Annotated in this window: 19 protein-coding genes; 8 read left to right on the top strand and 11 right to left on the bottom strand. The window is 55.4% G+C overall.

The genetic code is table 11. The annotated features are described in order from the left end of the window. Nucleotides 1-457: 457 nt before the first annotated feature. Genes BUB06_RS19275 through BUB06_RS19265 form a run of 3 tightly spaced genes read right to left on the bottom strand, consistent with a single transcriptional unit; the run spans nt 458 to nt 2,303 of the window. Complete coding sequence (locus BUB06_RS19275; RefSeq protein ID WP_039475458.1) at nt 458-1,003, bottom strand: 1,2-dihydroxy-3-keto-5-methylthiopentene dioxygenase; 546 nt, start codon at nt 1,001-1,003, stop codon at nt 458-460. Then, nucleotides 1,000-1,689, bottom strand: coding sequence for an acireductone synthase (mtnC, locus tag BUB06_RS19270; RefSeq protein WP_039475461.1), 690 nt, complete (start codon nt 1,687-1,689; stop codon nt 1,000-1,002). Before mtnC ends, BUB06_RS19275 begins: the two co-directional genes overlap by 4 nt. Then, nucleotides 1,686-2,303: a methylthioribulose 1-phosphate dehydratase gene (locus BUB06_RS19265; protein ID WP_039475464.1), complete on the bottom strand. Its 618-nt coding sequence runs from the start codon at nt 2,301-2,303 to the stop codon at nt 1,686-1,688. Before BUB06_RS19265 ends, mtnC begins: the two co-directional genes overlap by 4 nt. A 190-nt stretch (nt 2,304-2,493) precedes the next feature. Between BUB06_RS19265 and BUB06_RS19260 the strand changes: the two genes are divergently transcribed. Both BUB06_RS19260 and BUB06_RS19255 read left to right on the top strand, forming a co-directional pair. Continuing rightward, on the top strand, nt 2,494-3,651 hold the full coding sequence (locus BUB06_RS19260; protein WP_039475467.1) for a pyridoxal phosphate-dependent aminotransferase: 1,158 nt from the start codon (nt 2,494-2,496) through the stop codon (nt 3,649-3,651). Continuing rightward, complete coding sequence (locus BUB06_RS19255) at nt 3,639-4,406, top strand: amidohydrolase (RefSeq protein ID WP_039475469.1); 768 nt, start codon at nt 3,639-3,641, stop codon at nt 4,404-4,406. Before BUB06_RS19260 ends, BUB06_RS19255 begins: the two co-directional genes overlap by 13 nt. A gap of 35 nt (nt 4,407-4,441) precedes the next feature. Here BUB06_RS19255 and hpxK read toward each other — a convergent pair whose 3' ends face one another. The 7 genes from hpxK to BUB06_RS19220 form a co-directional block, all read right to left on the bottom strand. Continuing rightward, nucleotides 4,442-5,704, bottom strand: coding sequence for an allantoate amidohydrolase (gene hpxK / locus BUB06_RS19250; protein WP_039475472.1), 1,263 nt, complete (start codon nt 5,702-5,704; stop codon nt 4,442-4,444). After that, complete coding sequence (locus tag BUB06_RS19245) at nt 5,701-6,945, bottom strand: pyridoxal-phosphate-dependent aminotransferase family protein (RefSeq protein ID WP_039475478.1); 1,245 nt, start codon at nt 6,943-6,945, stop codon at nt 5,701-5,703. The genes hpxK and BUB06_RS19245 overlap by 4 nt, the downstream gene beginning before the upstream one ends. A gap of 93 nt (nt 6,946-7,038) precedes the next feature. Further along, nucleotides 7,039-7,782 (bottom strand): amino acid ABC transporter ATP-binding protein, encoded by a 744-nt coding sequence (locus BUB06_RS19240; protein ID WP_010306965.1) that lies wholly within the window; start codon nt 7,780-7,782, stop codon nt 7,039-7,041. Continuing rightward, nucleotides 7,763-8,416 carry an amino acid ABC transporter permease gene (locus BUB06_RS19235; RefSeq protein WP_029368898.1) on the bottom strand — a complete coding sequence of 218 codons (654 nt, stop codon included), beginning with the start codon at nt 8,414-8,416 and terminating at the stop codon, nt 7,763-7,765. The genes BUB06_RS19240 and BUB06_RS19235 overlap by 20 nt, the downstream gene beginning before the upstream one ends. Beyond that, nucleotides 8,416-9,081 (bottom strand): amino acid ABC transporter permease, encoded by a 666-nt coding sequence (locus BUB06_RS19230; RefSeq protein WP_010306971.1) that lies wholly within the window; start codon nt 9,079-9,081, stop codon nt 8,416-8,418. The genes BUB06_RS19235 and BUB06_RS19230 overlap by 1 nt, the downstream gene beginning before the upstream one ends. A 12-nt stretch (nt 9,082-9,093) precedes the next feature. Beyond that, nucleotides 9,094-9,879, bottom strand: coding sequence for a transporter substrate-binding domain-containing protein (locus BUB06_RS19225; protein ID WP_039475547.1), 786 nt, complete (start codon nt 9,877-9,879; stop codon nt 9,094-9,096). 642 nt (nt 9,880-10,521) lie between these two features. Then, a complete protein-coding gene (locus tag BUB06_RS19220; RefSeq protein ID WP_039475480.1) occupies nt 10,522-11,361 on the bottom strand; it encodes a MurR/RpiR family transcriptional regulator in 840 nt (279 codons plus the stop codon). Between the two features lie 197 nt (nt 11,362-11,558). On the opposite strand from BUB06_RS19220, the gene BUB06_RS19215 reads away from it, so the two are divergent. The 4 genes from BUB06_RS19215 to hpxZ are packed head-to-tail and all read left to right on the top strand — an operon-like array spanning nt 11,559 to nt 15,174. Then, nucleotides 11,559-13,163: a gamma-glutamyltransferase family protein gene (locus tag BUB06_RS19215; RefSeq protein WP_039475482.1), complete on the top strand. Its 1,605-nt coding sequence runs from the start codon at nt 11,559-11,561 to the stop codon at nt 13,161-13,163. A gap of 25 nt (nt 13,164-13,188) precedes the next feature. After that, the gene (hpxX, locus tag BUB06_RS19210; RefSeq protein ID WP_039475484.1) at nt 13,189-13,386 is read left to right on the top strand and encodes an oxalurate catabolism protein HpxX; all 198 of its coding nucleotides are present in this window, start codon (nt 13,189-13,191) and stop codon (nt 13,384-13,386) included. Next, on the top strand, nt 13,383-14,801 hold the full coding sequence (locus BUB06_RS19205; protein ID WP_039475485.1) for an AtzE family amidohydrolase: 1,419 nt from the start codon (nt 13,383-13,385) through the stop codon (nt 14,799-14,801). The genes hpxX and BUB06_RS19205 overlap by 4 nt, the downstream gene beginning before the upstream one ends. Continuing rightward, the gene (gene hpxZ, locus BUB06_RS19200; protein WP_039475489.1) at nt 14,791-15,174 is read left to right on the top strand and encodes an oxalurate catabolism protein HpxZ; all 384 of its coding nucleotides are present in this window, start codon (nt 14,791-14,793) and stop codon (nt 15,172-15,174) included. The genes BUB06_RS19205 and hpxZ overlap by 11 nt, the downstream gene beginning before the upstream one ends. Before the next feature lie 149 nt (nt 15,175-15,323). Here the strand turns inward: hpxZ and BUB06_RS19195 are convergent, their stop codons facing one another. Further along, complete coding sequence (locus BUB06_RS19195) at nt 15,324-15,908, bottom strand: hypothetical protein (RefSeq protein ID WP_039475492.1); 585 nt, start codon at nt 15,906-15,908, stop codon at nt 15,324-15,326. A gap of 657 nt (nt 15,909-16,565) precedes the next feature. On the opposite strand from BUB06_RS19195, the gene proV reads away from it, so the two are divergent. Then, nucleotides 16,566-17,768 (top strand): glycine betaine/L-proline ABC transporter ATP-binding protein ProV, encoded by a 1,203-nt coding sequence (gene proV / locus BUB06_RS19190; RefSeq protein WP_039475499.1) that lies wholly within the window; start codon nt 16,566-16,568, stop codon nt 17,766-17,768. Beyond that, a complete protein-coding gene (gene proW / locus BUB06_RS19185; protein ID WP_039475510.1) occupies nt 17,761-19,029 on the top strand; it encodes a glycine betaine/L-proline ABC transporter permease ProW in 1,269 nt (422 codons plus the stop codon). Before proV ends, proW begins: the two co-directional genes overlap by 8 nt. The last annotated feature ends 22 nt before the right edge of the window (nt 19,030-19,051 follow it).

Raw genomic sequence — 19,051 nt, 5'->3', positions numbered from 1 at the left:
GATGCGTTCCGTTGCTACCCTGATGAAAAGTAAAATACTCAAGCTGTGGTCTGAGTCTGCTCACACCACAGTTCAGATTGATAAAAACATCACGCTAGAGAAAAACGCAGAAAATTTAGGGTGAATAGAGGTTCGGTGTGTTCACGTCGTGGGAGACAAGAAAATCGCAGGGTTGAAGCGGTATGAGTAATGAAAACGTTCCATGTGGCATCCTTGACGCTATTCCTTTTAAAAAAATACGCGTAAAGAATAACAAGATGTTCGCAGAGCCAATAGCACAAAAAAAGGACTAAAACGAAGCAAGTCCATTGATTAATATTGAAATAATATTATTAAGAATAAATTAGATAACTAACTAAAAAACTCAATCATCATCTAAGAACAGAGCATCTACCCTGTTCTTAGACTATTGATAAACCATTTTCGTCCGTGGAATAAGGACATACAGCCCTATGAGCTATCGTTCCAATTTCGGATACGCGTCCGCGATCTTATCGCCGGTGAAATGCGCTATCCACCCTTCCGGGTTATCGAACAGGCGGATGGCGGTGAAGTGCGGCTCTGGTCCCATATCAAACCAGTGTGCCGTGCCTGCGGGTACGGACAGCAGATCGTTTTTCTCACACAGGATCTGGTAAATCTTGCCGTTCAGATGCAGGCAGAACAGCCCCGCGCCTTCCACGAAAAAGCGCACTTCGTCTTCATGGTGGACATGCTCGGATAAAAACTTGGTGCGTAGTTCCGCACGCTGCGGATTATCAGAACGCATGCTGATGACGTCCCAGCTCTGATAGCCTTTTTCTGCTACCAGCTTATCGATTTCATGCTGGTAGGCCGCCAGCACTTCTTCAGACGATGGCGCGTCGCTCAGCTTCTGGCTGGCTTCCCAGCGTTCAAAACGTACGCCGATCTCGTTCAACTGCTTCTGAATCGCATCGGCATCCTGACTTTGCCAAATCGGCTGGCTTGCATCGCTGTCGCTAAAAATGGTTAATCCACTCATTGGGCGTACTCCGGTAAGTCGATCTGGTCAAAACGTGCCACCTGACGGTGACGGCTTACGCTATCCGCATCATCACGGATAAGCTGGCAGGTGTGCCAGCCAGCCTCCTGTGCGGCATCCAGTTCCTGACGAATGTCCGACAGAAACAACAGTTGCTCGGCAGGCAGCCCGATGGCTTGCGCAATCGTGCGATAAGAGTCGGTCTCCCGCTTCGCCCCGACGCGAGTATCAAAATAATCGCTGAACAGCGGACGCAGGTCACCCGCGTTGCTGTAGCCGAACAGCAACTGCTGCGCTTCTACCGAACCTGACGAGTATACATACAGGCGCAGGCCCTGTTGCTGCCATGCGGCGAGTTGCGCCGCCACTTCAGGGTACAGATGTCCCTGAAAATCGCCGTTACGGTAGCCCGCGCGCCAGATAATGCCTTGCAGCTGCTTCAGCGCGGTGGATTTGCGATCTTCATCCATAAACTGGTTCAGTGCGGTAATCAATGCATCATTATCCGCATCGGGCTGACCCAGCTCCTGACGCAACGCATCCAGCGCCCGCGCGATCTCAGGATCGCTACCATGCTGCCGCACCGTGTCGGCCAGTCGTTCACGGGCATAAGGGAACAACACGGTGTGAACAAAACGGATGTCGCTGGTAGTGCCTTCAATGTCGGTCACGATCGCGTTAATCATGCTTTCGCCTCCAGCAGTCGACGCTGCAATTCACATTGGAACAGGAACTCTAGCCCTTCCAGATGACGACGTGCTTCTTTCACCGTCGCGCCCCAGCAGTAAAGGCCGTGGCCGCGCACCAGAAAGCCATAGCGAAGCGGCGTGTGGCTGGCGTACTCGGTTACCCGCTGCGCCAGCGCCGGAATATCCTGATCGTTATCGAAAATCGGGATCGCCACGCGATCCAAATGGGTGGTTTGCCCCGCCAGCGACTTTTGCATTTCGTAGCCGTGCAACACCAGTTCAGCGCCCTTCTCTACCCGAGACAGCACCGTCGCGTTCACCGAGTGCGTATGCAACACCGCGCCGATAGTCGGCTCACGGCGATACAGCAGCGTATGCAGCCCCGTTTCCGCCGACGGCGTACGGCCGCTCGGCACATGGTTAGTGGCAATCTCCACCAGCAGGAAATCCTCTGCCTGAAGACTGCCTTTATCTTTACCCGATTCGGTAATCAGGCACTGCGCTTCATCAAGGCGTACGGACATATTGCCGCCCGTCGCTGGACACCAGCCCTTCTCGCCTATCCAGCGGCAGGCCGCAAGCAGCGCCGTCAATTGTTGATTTTCAGTCATGAGGCTTCCCGTTTTTGGTCCATTTTTCTAACAACTTTTTCTGGATACTTTTTGGAAATTTAGACGCTTTCGTTATGTCTTAGTACACAATGGCATTTAGCCGTTTAAACGTCCAAGCGTCTTGATTGCCAAATACTAACAGCATGTTATATTACCAAGCAATACAGGCTTGCAGGAGTTCCACCCCGCTATGAGCGCCGCTCTGATCCCCGACAGTAAACTGCCTTCGCTGGGCACCACCATCTTTACCCAGATGAGTGCACTGGCCCAACAGCATCAGGCCATCAATCTATCACAAGGTTTCCCTGATTTTGACGGCCCGGATTATTTACAACAGCGGCTTGCGTATCATGTCAGTCAGGGCGCAAACCAATATGCGCCGATGACCGGTGTTGCGCCGCTGCGTCAGGTGATTGCTGAAAAAACCGCAGAGCTGTACGGCTGGCGACCGGATGCCGATAGCGAAGTCACCGTCACGGCGGGCGCGACAGAAGCGCTGTTTGCCGCCATTGCGGCACTAGTGCGCCCCGGCGACGAAGTGATTTGTTTCGATCCCAGCTATGACAGCTATGCGCCCGCTGTGACGTTGGCTGGCGGCGTACTCAAACGCATCGCCTTGCAGCCACCTGCATTTCGCGTGGACTGGTCGCATTTTGCCAGTTTGCTAAGCGACCGTACTCGTTTGGTCATCCTGAATACACCGCACAACCCGTCCGCTACCGTCTGGCAGAAGGCCGATTTTGAGCAACTGTGGCAGGCAATTGCCGCACGTAACATCTTCGTACTGAGCGATGAAGTCTACGAACACATCTGCTTCGACAGTGAAGGACACGCTAGCGTGCTGGCACACCCGTCGCTGCGTCAACGCGCTATCGCCGTTTCATCGTTTGGCAAAACGTTCCACATGACCGGTTGGAAAGTCGGCTACTGCGTCGCGCCAGCCGCATTGAGTGCGGAAGTCCGTAAGGTTCACCAGTATCTGACGTTCTCCGTGAACACGCCTGCGCAGTTCGCCATCGCCGATATGCTGCGTGAACAGCCGCAACACTGGCGCGAACTACCCGATTTTTACCGTGCCAAGCGCGATCGTTTCATCAAGGCGCTGGCGGGCAGCCGTTTTGAAATTCTCCCCTGCGAAGGCACCTACTTCCTGCTGGCGGACTATCGGGCGATTTCCGACCTGGACGATGTCAGTTTCTGCCGCTGGCTGACCGAGCACGTTGGCGTTGCCGCCATTCCTCTGTCCGTCTTTTGTGCCGATCCGTTCCCACATACGCTGATTCGACTATGCTTTGCTAAACAGGAAGCGACGTTGGATGCCGCTGCGGAGCGTTTATGTCGACTTTAAAGATTTCATTACTGCAACAGCCTCTGGTCTGGCGCGATGGCGAAGCCAACCTGCGCCACTTCGATACCTTATTAGCGGAGATGAGCGGGCGTGATGTGATTGTGCTGCCGGAGATGTTCACCACCGGCTTTGCGATGGAAGCCGCCAAAGGCAGTCTGGATCAATCAGTCGTAGAAGCGTGGCTGCACCAGTGGGCGCAGAAGACGAATGCGCTGATCGGCGGCAGTGTCGCCGTGAACACGCCAAAAGGCGCGGTAAACCGTTTCCTGCTGGTCGATCCGCACGGCGAGGTGTATCACTACGATAAACGTCACCTGTTCCGCATGGCGGATGAACACCACCATTATCAGGCAGGAACAGAGCGAGTCACCATTGAATGGCGCGGCTGGCGTATCTGCCCGATGATCTGCTACGACCTGCGTTTCCCCGTGTGGTCGCGCAATCGACAGGATTACGATCTGGCACTGTATGTCGCCAACTGGCCTGCGCCTCGCGCGGCACACTGGCAGACGCTGCTAGCAGCGCGTGCCATTGAGAATCAGGCGTACGTTGCAGGCTGTAACCGTGTTGGTACTGACGGCAACGGCCACAGCTACCGTGGCGATAGCCTGATTATTAATGCTCAAGGGGAAATTCTGGCCTCTGCCGCCCCCAATCAGCCTGCCCGTCTGGACGCCGAACTGTCGCTGGAAGCGTTGCAAAGCTACCGGGAATCCTTCCCCGCCTGGCGCGATGCCGATCGCTTTACGCTGTAGTGGTTGTGCTGTAGCTGTAATAGATGTAGCTGTCGTTACTGTGCAGAGGCGCGGTAGAACACCGCCTGATAGAATGCCGCTAGCGCCAACGCCACATCTGCCGTGGTAACTGATTCATCGGGATGGTGGCTGATGCCGCCGCGACAGCGGACGAATAGCATCGCTACTGGCCAGCGTTCAGCGATGGCGATGGCGTCGTGCCCCGCCCCGCTTGGCAGCATCAGCGTTTTCCCCTGAACCTGCGTCACCGCTTCGTTTAATACCGACTGCAACGCGGGATCGCAGCGGGTTGCCGCAATACGATAATACTCTTCGGCGCTGAACTGGCAGCCGCGTTGGTGTGCGATAGCCTGCCCTAGCGTCAGGAGTTTTTGTAGCAACGCATCCAGCGGCGCATCCTCCGGCCCGCGAATATCCAGCGTCATCTTCACCTCGCCGGGGATGACATTCGCCGCGCCCGGTAAACACTGCAACGTACCAAACGTAGCGACCAGATGAGGATCGCTTTCTCGCGTTACTCGTTCTGCCTGCGCCATCCAGTCAGCCGCAGCCGCCAGCGCATCCTGCCGCTGCGTCATCGGTACCGTGCCCGCATGCCCCGCCAGCCCGAGGAATGTACAGTTGAGCCGCCGCGCCCCGTTAATCGCGGTGACCACGCCCAGCGCCAGGTCCTGCTGTTCCAGACACGGCCCTTGTTCGATGTGCAATTCCAGATAGGCGGTGATATCGCTGACCGGACGCGCAGCCAGTGCCACCTCAAGCGGATCTAGCCCCGCAATGGTCAACGCCTGCGCCACGCTGGTGCCTTCTGCATCCTGACAATCCAGCCAGTTCTCCGGCCAGGTGCCCGTTAACCCTCGACTGCCCAGCAGCGTAATGCCAAAACGCGTACCTTCCTCATCGCCGAAACCGATGATTTCCAGCGCCACGGGCAAACGCGTCCCCTGCTGATGGAAGGCACGCACGACTTCAATCGCCGTCAATACGCCCAGCATGCCGTCATACCGTCCAGCATTGCGCACCGTATCCAGATGCGAACCGAGCAGCAGCGCTGGCGCATCCGGTGTTAATCCTTCATAACGACCACAAATGTTGCCAACGCTATCCTGCCAGACATTCATGCCCGCTTCGCGCATCCATTCCCCCACCTGCGCATTGGCACGCAGGTGTTCCAGCGACAGATAAACGCGGGTCAGCTGGCCGGGCGTTTCGCTTATTTCAGCCAGCGTATCGCAGCGCGACATAATCTGCTCAGCGGCGGCCTGTGCGGCAGCGGGCAACATCAACATTTCACTCATGCACGTCCCTCATCTGCCGCGTAGCAATTCCAGGCGGCCTGCAAGGCTTCGCCCTGCACGGTACGGAAGCCCAGGCGATTCAGCACCGCCTCCAGCGCCGTCAGCGTTTGCATCACGCAGTCTTTACGCGCGTTGTAGCCCATCGTACCGATGCGCCAGATCTTGCCCTGAAGCGGGCCAAACGAGGTGCCGATCTCAATGGCGAAATCTTCCAGCAGCAGCTTACGCACCTGCTCGCCGTGAACGCCGTCAGGAATCACCACGCCCAGTACGTTATTCATTTTGTGGGTCAGCGAACCAAAGGTGTCCAGACCCATTCCCTGAATCCCCGCCACCAGCGCACTACCGTGCAGCGCATGGCGAGCAATACTGCGATCCAGCCCTTCTTCGAGGATCGTTCGGGCACATTCGCGTGCGGCGAACAGCATGCTCGTCGCCTCGGTATGGTGGTTCAGGCGCTCCGGCCCCCAGTAATCCATCACCATGCCCAGATCGAAATAGTTGGAATAGATCATCTCGTCGTCGCCGTCCTGATGCGCGTCCGTTCGGATCCCCTGTTCGACGCATTTACGCCGGCGGATCACCGCTTCCATCTGCGAACTGAGCGTGATCGGTGAACTGCCGGACGGCCCGCCGAGGCATTTCTGCAACCCTGCGGAAACCGCATCCAGTCCCCATTTATCCGTTTCCAGCGGGTTGCCGCCAAAAGAGGCGGTAGCATCGGTATAGAACAGCACGCCGTGACGGCGGCAAATCTCGCCCAGTTCCTCCAGCGGTTGCAGCATGGTGGTCGATGTATCGCCCTGCACCGTCAGCAGTAAACGCGGGCGTACCGCTTTGATCGCATCTTCGATCTGGTCTGGTGAAAACACCTCGCCCCACGGCACTTCGATGGTATGAACGTCAGCACGACAGCGGCGGGCAATCTCGCACAGCAGATGACCAAAACGGCCAAATACCGGCACCAGCACCTTGTCACCGGGGCGGATCGCCGACAGCAGGATCGCTTCGATCCCCGCCCGCGAGGTGCCGTCTACCAGCATCGTCCAGCGGTTTTCCGTACGGAAAAGCTGACGGTAGAGCGCCATGACCTGATTCATGTAGTTGGTCATCGCGGGGTCATATTGCCCCACCAGCTGGCTGGCCATTGCCCGTAATACGCGCGGATCGGCATTGATCGGCCCCGGCCCCATCAGCAGGCGATGAGGGGGATTGATTTGCGCGTACAGTTCGCTGTTCATGGTTATGTGCTCCAGATTCTTTACGTTACTGGTCTGCTAATCGAATGATTTGATGCGCGTTTCCGTGCGTGATTAGCTCAAAAGAGGGAAGCCTTACGCTTCCGATAGTCCCCGGACGGAGGCGATAAACTGTTTCAGTTCGCGGGTCTGCGGGTTAGCAAACAGCGTTTTGCTGTCGCCCTGCTCCCAGACCGTGCCCTGATGCATAAACACCACGCGGTCGCCCACTTCACGGGCAAAATTCATTTCATGCGTCACCAGAATCAGCGTCATGCCTTCGGCAGCCAGCTGTTCCAGTACCTTCAGCACTTCACCGACTAATTCAGGATCGAGTGCCGAGGTAATTTCGTCGCACAGCAGGACTTTTGGGCTCATCGCCAGCGCGCGGGCAATCGCGACACGCTGCTGCTGGCCGCCCGACAGATTGGCAGGATAGTAGTGAAGGCGCTCACCCAGCCCGACCTTATTGAGCATCTGTTCACCCAGCTCACGGCACTCCGCCGCGCTTTTACCCAGCACGCGTCGCGGTGCCAGCATCACGTTTTCCAGCGCCGTCATGTGCGGAAACAGATTGAAGTTCTGGAACACCATCCCGACCGAGCGGCTGATTTCCCGCGCCTGCGAATCCCTGTCGGTAACGGTCATCCCGCCCAGCTTGATGCTGCCGTCCTGATAGCCTTCCAGACCGTTCATGCAGCGCAAGAGCGTGCTCTTACCGGAGCCGCTGCGCCCGATGATCGAAATGACCTCACCCATTTCGATATCCAGATCCACACCTTTCAGGACGTGGTTCTGGCCGTAATATTTTTGAACCTGATTAATGGTGATGAGCGGCATTGAATTTCTTCTCCAGATAGCGGCTGTAGTAAGAGAGCGGATAGCACATCAGGAAATAGCCCAGCGCCACCAATCCGAACACTTTAAACGGCTGATAGGTCACGTTATTCAACATGGTTCCCGCCTTGGTCAGCTCGATAAATCCGATGATCGACGCCAGCGCGGTACCTTTAATCACCTGCACGGAAAACCCCACGGTAGGCGCGATGGCGATACGCATCGCCTGTGGTGCAATCACCCGATAGAGCGTCTGGCCGAAATCCAGTCCGAGACAGCGCGACGCTTCCCACTGCCCTTTCGGCAAGGCTTCCACGCTGCCGCACCAGATATCCACCAGAAAGGCGCTGGTAAAGAGCGTCAGCGCCAGGGCTGCCGCCGTCCACGGGCTCACATCAATACCGAACAGCGCCAGCCCGAAAAAGGCGAGAAACAGCTGCATCAGCAGCGGTGTCCCCTGAAACAGCTCGGAATACAAATGGACAAGGCGCGTCGGCCATTTGCGTTTAGTCAACCGCAGCAGCATCAGCGGAAAGGTCACTATCGCGCCGCCAATGAAAGCCGTCAGCGACAGCAGTAGCGTCCAACGTGCCGCCAGCAGCAGGTTGCGCACAATATCCCAGTCGGTAAATGTCATCATGACTGATTCCCCAGAAAGCGCCGACCCGCCAGCAGTAAGAGTTGTCGCATCAGAACAGACAGCATCAGGTAACACAGCGTGGTTGCCAGATACACTTCAAAGCTCAAAAACGTACGGGACTGAATCAGGTTGGCAGCAAAAGTCAGTTCTTCGTAAGACACCTGCGACACCACTGACGATCCCAGCATGACGATGATGCATTGGCTAACCAGCGCCGGATAAATCCGCTGGAGCGCGGGCGGCAGAATCACACGCAGGAAGGTCTGCATCCGCGTCAGCCCCAACACGCGAGCGGCTTCCCACTGGCCTTTCGGCGTCACCTGAATCCCCGCGCGGATAATCTCGGTGCTGTACGCCCCCAGATTAATCAGCATCGCCAACAGCGCGGCCTGTCCGGCGGTGAGCTTCAAGCCCAGACTCGGCAAGCCGAAGACGATGAAGAACAGCTGAACCACAAACGGCGTATTGCGGATCAACTCGACGTAGACACCCCATAGCCGACTCAGCAGGGTGGGCTTGCCGCTGCGCAAGGCCGCACCGAAGATGCCAATGGCAATGCCGCCGAGGGTTGCCATGACCGTCAGCTCAATGGTGACCCACAACCCCTCCAGCAACTCAGGCCAGAACGGAAATAGCGCGGAAAAATTAAGCTGATAGGTCATGGCGAGCTCCCGTTAAGCCTTGATGCTGGCCGGCAGCGGCGCTTTCAGCCATTTTTCCGACAGGCTATTGAGCGTGTTGTCTTTCAGTGCTTGCTCAATCAACGCATCGACTTTCGCTTTCAGCGCGGGCTCATCTTTTTTCAGCCCGATGTAGCACGGCGAATCTTTCAGCATAAACTTCGCTACCGGTGCTTTCGTCGGGTTCTGCTCGGCGATAGCGGCTACAACCAGGTTACCCGTTGCAACATATTCCACCTGCCCGGACAGGTACGCCGACAGCGTGGTGTTGTTATCTTCGTAGCGCTTAATCTGTGCGGCCTTCGGCGCGATATCCGTCAGCACCATGTCTTCTACCGCACCGCGCGTGACGCCGATACTCTTGCCTTCCAGCGCTTCAGACGATGTCAGCGTGCTGTCTTTCGGCCCAAATACGCCGAGGAAAAACGGCGCGTAGGCGCGGCTGAAATCGATCACTTTTTCACGCTCGGCATTTTTGCCCAGACTGGAGATCACCAGATCAACTTTGTTGGTTTGCAGATACGGTACGCGGTTAGCACTGGTTACCGGAACCAACTGCAACTTTAGTTTCATCTCTTTCGCCAGATAGCGAGCGATATCGATGTCATACCCCTGCGGCTGCAGATCCGTGCCCACCGATCCAAACGGCGGGAAATCCTGCGGGACCGCGACACGCAGCACACCGCGCTTCTCGATATCCTGCAACTGATCGGCCATCGCGCTACCGGCTTGAACCAGTAACATTGCCGCGCCCATCACCGCCAGTAACCCTTTTTTGATGCCCAGTTTATTGATCAACATCGTCTCTGCCCCCGGTTAGTATAATTGAAACGAAAGATTCTTTAAAAACAAAAATTGAAACCATCGTTGCAGGAATTAAGCAAGGACTGTGCCAGATTAGATTAACGCCTTCTGTGCTATTGAGTACGGGGGGTCAGAAAGTTCGGCTAAAACATGGGATAGCGATGGAGATGATTATGGTATGGGTATGTAATATCTGTGAAAGGTTTCGGGCGTGGTACTCAGAAGTTAACCTTTTGGTTTTTATGTTTTATTCACGTCAAGAATTACGCTGAGGTGAGCATGACCGCCGGATGAGCGGCATGGACGCCGCGAAAGTCAGCGCCGCGTCGGGAACGCGTCGCTGACGGTCCGGGTTGCGGGCATGAACGCCGAAGGTACCGCGAAGCGGCGTGATTCCTCGCAAAAAGCCTGGGTTCATAGGGCAAGCGGCGTTTGAGCTGCCCTATGTCGGGCGTGGCGCTGCGTCACAAAAATAATCCGGTGCTATCACGCCCGAAACGATCTGCATGACTATATGACAGATCCACATGACGGCATGACACATAAGGGCATCAGAATAGCACCAAACATCAACCGCATCGCACCACATTAGTGCAAAAGCACCATCCCAACGCACCATTAGCGTTGCTCAAGCTCATCCAGTTCACCATAAAGATCCACGATCTGGTGGATGCGTTGGCGTCCGTCACGCAGCATTTCATGTAGCAGCGCATTGCTGATCACATTCACCAAACTCATCGCAGACGAATAACTGTCAAACGCCGAGACGCTGTCCAGAGGGACGCATAGCGACCAGGTTGCCAGCGACATTAGTGTACTGGCCTGTGGTTCGCATAGCAGCAGCACGGGTACGCCGCGCTTTTGCAATTGTGCCAGCAGCGGCTGAATCAGGCGCGGACGGCGGCGAAACGCCACCACAATCACGACATCTTGTGCGGTGAGATCCACCAGCTCTTCGGATAAAGTCTGCCCTGGCTGCGTCAGCAGCGTGACCTGTTGGCGGATCTGGAGCAACTGTTGGCGCAGGTGCAGCGCCACCGGATAGCTATTGCGCAGCCCAATCAGACATAGGCGCTGCGCCTGCATCAGCGCCTGAATCACTGCGCCAAACTGCACAGGGTCAATCTGATTTATCCACTGCGTCAGGTTCGCCATTTCCTGCTTGTAATGCCGCGCCAGCAGTGTGTTCCCCTGCACGGCATCCCGGTTATCCGCCAGCGGCATCCCGCTTTGGCGCAGCGTTCTGAGCTCATCGCGCATGTCACGGTAGCTGGGGTAGCCCAGCCGTTTGAACAACCGGCTGACGGTCGCTTTGGAAACGCCGCTCAGCCGCGCCAGCTCGGCGCTGTTGTAGCTAATTAAATCGTCAAAGTGATCGAAGATGAAATCTGCGACGCGCTGTTCCTGCGGTGAAAGCTCGCTGTAGCGATCCCGTAATCGTTCATCTATTTGCATCATCGTCTCTCACTCGTTGCGCTTGCTGTAACGTTTGTTTCATGTCGCAGAACATAGCACAGGATTGTCAGGATGATATAGATACCCCTTCCGGCACCGAATACAGACTTTCCACCGCACCGAAAAACTGGAACGCCATTTGCTTATAGCTAAGGTTAATAACTCTTACCCTACATAATATTTAAAAAAGGAATCCTGAAATGATGCAAAGCAACACCGCCCCGCTGGGTATGGCGGTAGCACCTCATCATTTAGCCAGTGCCAGCGCGTTGGCCGTTCTGCGTGAAGGTGGAAACGCCATTGAAGCCATGGTCGCGGCGGCGGCAACCATTGCCGTGGTGTATCCGCATATGAACGGGATCGGCGGCGACGGTTTCTGGCTGATTGTGCCCCCACACGGCGAACCGGTTGCTATTGATGCCAGCGGGGCAGCGGGGTCGCTGGCCTGCCGTGAGTGGTATCAAGGTGAAAGTCGCATTCCACACCGAGGCCCCAAAGCGGCGCTGACGGTCGCGGGCACCGTCGGCGGCTGGCAGGAAGCGCTAACCTATTCGCAAGAACTGGCCTATTCACAAGAAATAGACGGCACGCCGATGCCGCTGGCTCGCCTGTTATCTGACGCGATTCGCTATGCGGCTGACGGCATTCCCGTCACACAGTCTCAGGAGGATGCGCTCACCCAGCGCTACCATGAGCTGAGCGATTTTCCGGCCTTTAGCCAGCTGTTTATGCCGCAGGGGAATATCCCGCGCGCAGGCAGCCGTTTCACGCAGCCGGATTTAGCCGATACCCTGACAACGCTGAGCCTTGAAGGGCTGGACAGCTTTTATCGCGGCTCCGTCGCCGCCCGGCTGTCGGCACAGATGGCGCAGCTCGGGATGCCGCTGACGGCAGACGATCTGGCAAATTACCGCGCCAAACGAACCACGCCGCTGGTGCTGAAGCACAGTAAAGGCGATATCTATAACCTCGCGCCGCCGACGCAGGGACTGGTGTCGCTCGCGATTCTCGGCCTGACCGATCATTTAGACATGGAAGATCTGAACGATAGCCAGACGATCCATCGCATTGTCGAATCGACCAAACTGGCGTTTGGCCTGCGTGACCGCTTCATTACCGATCCTAAGCAAATGACGCAGGACGTGCAGGCGTTGCTGGAAAACGATGCGCTCGGCGTGCTGGCTCGTCAGGTCGATACTCGAAAAGCCGCACCGTGGGGAGAAGGGAAAGGCCCCGGCGACACCGTCTGGATGGGCGTCTGCGACAGCAGCGGTCTGTGCGTGTCTTTCATTCAAAGTATTTACCACGAGTTTGGCAGCGGCGTGGTCTTGCCGGGAACCGGCGTGCTCTGGCAGAACCGCGGTGCCTCGTTCAGCCTCGATCCGGCACACTTACTGGCGTTAGAGCCCGGTAAACAGCCGTTTCATACCTTAAATCCTGCCGCTGCACGTTTATCTGATGGGCGAACCATGGTCTACGGCTCGATGGGCGGAGACGGACAACCACAGACGCAGGCGGCCATCTTTATCCGTCATATCCAGCAAGGGCTACCGCTGCAACAGGCGATTACCGCCCCGCGCTGGCTGCTGGGCCGTACCTGGGGACAAGCTTCCGATACGCTGAAAATCGAAGATCGCTTTAAACCCGCGACCGTGGATGCCCTGCGCCAGCTCGGTCACGACGTCGAGCTGTTGAGCAGCTTTAGCGAAACGGTCGGCCATGCGGGTGCCATCGTACGCCACACCAACGGCATGCTGGAAGGTGCCTTCGATCCGCGCAGCAACGGCAGCGCGGCTGGCTTCTAATCATGAATCAACCGGGAGAATATGCATGACGACCCACTCAATCGATAGCGACACGCTGGCCGCTTATCTTCAACACATGGAAACACTGCTGGCGCTGCAACTGAGTCAGGAGCGGCGTCAGGAGCTATTAGTACAGTTCAGCCGCATCAACGCCATGGCGCAGCCGCTGATGGATTTTCCTCTTGATGAGCATCAGGAAATTGCCGGGGTTTATACGCTATGAGTTCACACGCCAGAAGCGCCCCCTCATCGTTATCCATCCGACAGATTCAGCAAGGTTTGCAGGCTGGCACGTTTTCCGCCAAGGAGCTTGCACAGCAGGCGCTGGGCGCCATTGAGCAGACCAACCCTACGATTAATGCCTATACCCACGTTACCAGTACACGCATGTTGGCAGAGGCTGGGCGCATCGACTCAAGCCGTCAACGCGGGGAAACCTTACCCGCGCTGGCCGGCGTGCCTTACGCCGTCAAGAACCTGTTTGACGTCAGCGGAGAAACCACGTTGGCAGGTGCCGAGCTTTTCAGCCAGCGACCACCCGCGGCACAGGATGCCTTTGCCATTCGCCAGCTTGCCAGTCAGGGCGCACTGCTGTCCGGCATGTTGAATATGGATGCCTATGCTTACGGCTTTACCACCGAAAACAGCCATTACGGCCCCACGCGCAACCCGCTCGATACACAGCGCATCGCGGGTGGGTCGTCTGGCGGGTCAGCCGCCGCCGTCGCAGCAGGCTTGGTTAACTTCACACTCGGCAGCGACACCAATGGCTCGATCCGCGTGCCGTCGTCGCTATGCGGCATTTTCGGGCTAAAGCCGACGTTTGGCCGTTTATCACGCCACGGCAGCCACCCGTTTGTCGCCAGCCTCGACCATATCGGCCCGCTGGCGCGTAGTGCAGACGATCTGGCCTTAGTGTTCGATGCCTTACAAGGTCGCGATGAACACGATCGTTTTCAGGCCAAGCGAGAAACGCAGCATACCGCCGCACAGTTGGAAGCGGGCAGTGACGGATTACGCTACGCGGTGCTTGAGGGCTATTTCTCCACGTGGGCCAGCGAGGAAGCCAACACCGCCGTTCGTCAGATCGCACAGGCACTGTGCGCGCAGGACAGCCTGACGTTAACCGATGCCGCACTAGCACGTAGCGCCGCCTTTATTCTGTCGGCCAGCGAAGGGGGCAACCAGTATTTGCCAGCCTTACGCTCGCAGCCTGAGCGCTTCGAGCCCCTGTCACGCGAGCGCCTGCTGGCTGGCGCCATGATCCCCGCCGCCTGGTATGTACAGGCCCAGCGCTTCCGTAATTATTTCCGTCAACAGACGCTGGCGCTGTTTGAGCACACCGACCTGCTGATCGCCCCCGCGACGCCCTGCTCTGCCACGCTTATCGGGCAGGAAACCATGCGCATCAATGATACCGACCTGCCCGTACGCGCCAGTATGGGCATGCTAACGCAGCCGATATCTTTTGTCGGTCTGCCCGTCGTGACGGTACCGATGGCGACCGCGAGCGGCCTGCCGATAGGCGTGCAGATTATTGCCGCACCGTGGCGCGAGGATCTTTGCCTGCGGACGGCGTGGGCGCTGGAGCAGCAGGGACTAACTTATACCGTAGAGGAAAGAAAATATGTTGCCTGACGATATCAATCAGCCGGATGTACTGGCTGACGTGACTGACGCGTTCTATCGCTATGAGAAGGCCTTAACGGGTAATGACATTGCGGTGCTGGATGAACTGTTCTGGCACGATGAAAAAACGGTGCGCTACGGTGCGGGAGAAAATCTGTACGGGATAGAGGAAATCCGCGCCTTTCGCCTAGCTCGCCCTTCTGCCGGTTTGGACAGAACGCTGCGTAATACGGTCATCACCGCTTATGGTCATGATATGGCCGTCGCCAGCACGGAATTCACCCGCGCAGGCAGTACGAAGATCGGTCGCCAAATGCAAACCTGGATAAAAATGCCCGAAGGCTGGCGCATTGTCGCCGCCCACGTCAGCCTGATGAGTTAGTAACAATGGAGGAAACAAGCGCCATCACTATGCGCTTGTTTCAGTTCCCACTAATCTACTTATCCGCCAAATTAGGCGCATCTGAGGCTAGATAATATTTGCCATCAATAAGCACATATTCACCAGAAGCCAGCTTACGCTTTATCACATCACGCGCCGCCATTTGCAGCTTTTTCCCCAAGGCGAAAAATGCCTGTTCCTGAAGACTTAACGTCGTAATATCGTGTGAGGATGACATAGCTTCTCCTATCTGAACCAAGTCGATTAAATGACTGCATACCTGGGATACGAATGTTAAATCTGCTTTTCCCTGCTAACCCCAGTAAACCATCATATAAATCCGCGAGATCGATTTTCCTTTTCCCTGAAAGGTCGGGGGCTGCGCACCAATAGTAAGCCCCCGATCGGGAAACATTGTAGTGGTCAAAAATCGCTCTAGCAACCGACGTAATCACCTTTAGAATTTGCCCAGAATTGAGCTCAACATGCCGATAAGCTTCCAAACGCTCTTGATTCTCAACTTTATCAAAAGCAACCGTCCAAAGACCCGACTGGGGCATTTGAAAACCAGGTATGTTATGTTTCTCATCAATCCCTTTATTAAGCAATTCCTCCGCTGACTGGAGTTTTTGGAAACCAATGGCATATACCATGCCACCAACGATAAACTGACGCATAAGCAACTCACCATTCCCTGTATAGTCTTCGAAATCATGGTATTCCCAAGTGACCACTTTTAGCTTTTCCTTAGCAGAAATCAGATGAGCAGATAACCAAAATACCTTTCTTGTGACAATGTCCTTATTTCTCTTTCTGGTTTTGCTTCGCAATTTTTAAAAACACTCAAAAATCCCCACTTGCCGATAGCGTTATCCTCTAAATATGACAAATATATTATTCGGAACACTCTCATTTATTGGTGGGAATTAATGCAATCATTTAACCCACTATATCTTTGCTATACTGTATAAAATACCGACAGATAGCATAAGTAAAAAATGTACTTACGTCGGCCTATTCGGGTGTCTATAAGACAAAAATCGTGATTTATTTACCCTATTATTCGATTAGTGGAATTCACTATAAATAGTGATGTATTCACAATCAGAAAAGGTTATATCAGCCACTAATCCAATACGTAAGAACTAACAGGTAACGCACTGTTATAAAAAGAATTACCTTTCAAATAAAAAATCATAAAGATCACATAAATCATGAAGATAACGTAGCGATAATCGTGTTGTCACTCTCGCTTATATTGACCTAATGAGAGACATCGCTGAGGCAATAAAGGGTTGTCTCAGAATCTGAGTATGGTAGGGTAGATTATGTTTAATCATTATCAGGGTTACGTTATAGAATTATAAACGACACAGGAAAACAATAATTTCATGGCAATTAAACTTGAAGTAAAGAATCTTTATAAGATATTTGGCGAGCACCCAGACAGAGCATTCAAACTGATTGATAAAGGCCTGAGCAAAGATCAGGTATTTGAAAAAACAGGGCTTACTGTCGGGGTAAAAGATGCCAGTCTGGCCATTGAAGAAGGCGAGATATTTGTCATCATGGGATTATCCGGTTCCGGCAAATCAACCATGGTACGCCTTCTCAATCGTCTGATCGAACCCACTCGGGGTCAGGTGCTGATCGACGGTGAGGATATCTCCAGGATATCCGATACCGCGCTGCGCGACGTGCGCCGCAAGAAGATCAGTATGGTTTTCCAATCCTTTGCGCTCATGCCGCATCTGAACATCCTCAACAATACCGCATTTGGTATGGAACTGGCTGGCGTACCGAAAGCGGAACGTGAGCAAAAAGCGTTGGATGCCTTGCAACAGGTAGGGCTTGAAGCCTACGCGGCGTCTTACCCAGATGAGCTGTCCGGTGGGATGCGACAGCGTGTCGGTCTGGCGCGTGCGTTAGCAAACGACCCCGATATCCTGCTGATGGATGAAGCGTTCTCCGCGCTCGATCCGCTGATCCGTACTGAAATGCAGGATGAGTTGATCAAACTCCAGTCTCGTCATCAACGCACTATCGTCTTCATCTCGCACGATCTGGATGAAGCGATGCGCATCGGTGACCGGATTGCCATCATGCACGGCGGTGAAGTGATTCAGGTTGGTACACCCGATGAAATCCTGAATAACCCCGCCAATGACTATGTGCGCACCTTTTTCCGCGGCGTCGATATCAGCCACGTGTTTAGCGCCAAAGATATCGCCCGTCGTCGCCCGGTCACCTTGATTCGTAAAACCCCCGGCGTGGGGCCGCGTTCCGCTCTGAAGATCCTTCAGGATGAAGACCGTGATTACGGCTACGTGCTGGAAGGTGGGAAACGTTTCATTGGCATCGTGTCTATTGATTCACTGAAGCTGGCGCTGAAAGAACAGCAGCCGCTGGAACAGGCGTTACTGCCCGAACCTGTTCCCGTGCCCGCAGATATGTCACTCAACGAGCTGATTTCTCAGGTCGCACAGGCTCCCTGTGCCGTCCCTGTCGTCGGCGAGAACCATGAGTACATAGGCATCATTTCCAAAGGAATGCTGCTACAGGCACTGGATAAGGAAGGAGTGACCAATGAGTAAATCAACATCGAATCCGTGGGATGCAACCACGGCACAAAACCAGACGGCCGATCAAGGTACAACCCCTGAGCAGGCTAATGGCGCACAGCAAAACGATCCGTGGGCGGCCAGCTCGCAAAACGCTCCAGCCGATTCTGCACCAGCAAATGATGGTGCTACGCCTGACAGTGCAACACAGAGCGATCCTTGGTCCACTGGCGCGCCTGCTCAGGATGCCCCCGCCAACGGCGGCGATGCGTGGAGCACCTCACCGGCACCCGATGGTTCTGTCGATGCCGCGCATCAGGCTACGCAATCCGGCAGTGACTGGTTAAACAGCTCCGCCCCGGCGACGCCCGAGCATTTCAACCTGCTCGATCCGTTTAAAGACACGCTGATCCCGCTGGACAGCTGGGTCACCCACGGGATCGATTGGGTTGTGCTGCACTTCAGACCGGTCTTTCAGGGCGTTCGCGTCCCGGTTGATTTTATTCTGGGCGGTTTTCAACAATTCCTGCTGGGTATGCCAGCGCCGATTGCCATTCTGGTGTTTTCGCTGATTGCCTGGCAGATGTCCAGCCTCGGCATGGGCGTGGCTACCCTGTTGTCTCTGATCGCCATTGGCGCGATTGGTGCCTGGTCGCAGGCTATGATCACGTTAGCGCTGGTACTGACTGCGCTGTTCTTCTGCGTGCTCATCGGGCTCCCCGTCGGGATCTGGCTGGCACGTAGCGAACGGGCTGCGAAGTTCATCCGGCCGCTGTTGGATGCCATGCAGACGACGCCCGCGTTCGTTTATTTGGTGCCTATCGTCATGCTGTTCGGTATCGGTAATGTACCGGGCGTCGTGGTGACCATTATCTTTGCCCTGCCGCCGATTATTCGCTTAACGATTCTGGGTATTCGTCAGGTGCCAGCCGACCTGATTGAAGCCGCCGAGTCATTCGGTGCCAGCCCGCGCCAGATGCTGTTTAAAGTTCAGCTCCCGCTGGCCATGCCAACCATCATGGCAGGCGTTAACCAGACGCTGATGCTGGCGCTGTCGATGGTGGTTATCGCCTCGATGATCGCCGTAGGCGGTCTGGGCCAGATGGTACTGCGCGGTATTGGTCGTCTGGATATGGGTCTGGCTGCCGTCGGTGGTGTCGGGATCGTCATTCTGGCCATTATTCTTGACCGCCTTACCCAGTCTCTGGGACGCGATCGCCGCAGCAAAGGCAACAAAAGCTGGTACGCCAGCGGCCCGATTGGCCTGCTGACCCGTCCTTTCATCAAGCAATAACGCTCGTCCCGCTTGTCTGGCA

The sequence above is a fragment of the Pectobacterium carotovorum genome, from assembly GCF_900129615.1.
Taxonomy (GTDB): Bacteria; Pseudomonadota; Gammaproteobacteria; order Enterobacterales; family Enterobacteriaceae; genus Pectobacterium; species Pectobacterium carotovorum.
Note: the sequence above shows the minus strand (reverse complement) of the source record. Positions and strands in the feature narration are given on the sequence as shown.

Coding starts and splice junctions, on each gene's coding strand:
- BUB06_RS19275 (WP_039475458.1), bottom strand. CDS start 1,003: ATGAGTGGATTAACCATTTTTAGCGACAGCGATGCAAGCCAGCCGATT.
- mtnC (WP_039475461.1), bottom strand. CDS start 1,689: ATGATTAACGCGATCGTGACCGACATTGAAGGCACTACCAGCGACATC.
- BUB06_RS19265 (WP_039475464.1), bottom strand. CDS start 2,303: ATGACTGAAAATCAACAATTGACGGCGCTGCTTGCGGCCTGCCGCTGG.
- BUB06_RS19260 (WP_039475467.1), top strand. CDS start 2,494: ATGAGCGCCGCTCTGATCCCCGACAGTAAACTGCCTTCGCTGGGCACC.
- BUB06_RS19255 (WP_039475469.1), top strand. CDS start 3,639: ATGTCGACTTTAAAGATTTCATTACTGCAACAGCCTCTGGTCTGGCGC.
- hpxK (WP_039475472.1), bottom strand. CDS start 5,704: ATGAGTGAAATGTTGATGTTGCCCGCTGCCGCACAGGCCGCCGCTGAG.
- BUB06_RS19245 (WP_039475478.1), bottom strand. CDS start 6,945: ATGAACAGCGAACTGTACGCGCAAATCAATCCCCCTCATCGCCTGCTG.
- BUB06_RS19240 (WP_010306965.1), bottom strand. CDS start 7,782: ATGCCGCTCATCACCATTAATCAGGTTCAAAAATATTACGGCCAGAAC.
- BUB06_RS19235 (WP_029368898.1), bottom strand. CDS start 8,416: ATGACATTTACCGACTGGGATATTGTGCGCAACCTGCTGCTGGCGGCA.
- BUB06_RS19230 (WP_010306971.1), bottom strand. CDS start 9,081: ATGACCTATCAGCTTAATTTTTCCGCGCTATTTCCGTTCTGGCCTGAG.
- BUB06_RS19220 (WP_039475480.1), bottom strand. CDS start 11,361: ATGATGCAAATAGATGAACGATTACGGGATCGCTACAGCGAGCTTTCA.
- BUB06_RS19215 (WP_039475482.1), top strand. CDS start 11,559: ATGATGCAAAGCAACACCGCCCCGCTGGGTATGGCGGTAGCACCTCAT.
- hpxX (WP_039475484.1), top strand. CDS start 13,189: ATGACGACCCACTCAATCGATAGCGACACGCTGGCCGCTTATCTTCAA.
- BUB06_RS19205 (WP_039475485.1), top strand. CDS start 13,383: ATGAGTTCACACGCCAGAAGCGCCCCCTCATCGTTATCCATCCGACAG.
- hpxZ (WP_039475489.1), top strand. CDS start 14,791: ATGTTGCCTGACGATATCAATCAGCCGGATGTACTGGCTGACGTGACT.
- proV (WP_039475499.1), top strand. CDS start 16,566: ATGGCAATTAAACTTGAAGTAAAGAATCTTTATAAGATATTTGGCGAG.
- proW (WP_039475510.1), top strand. CDS start 17,761: ATGAGTAAATCAACATCGAATCCGTGGGATGCAACCACGGCACAAAAC.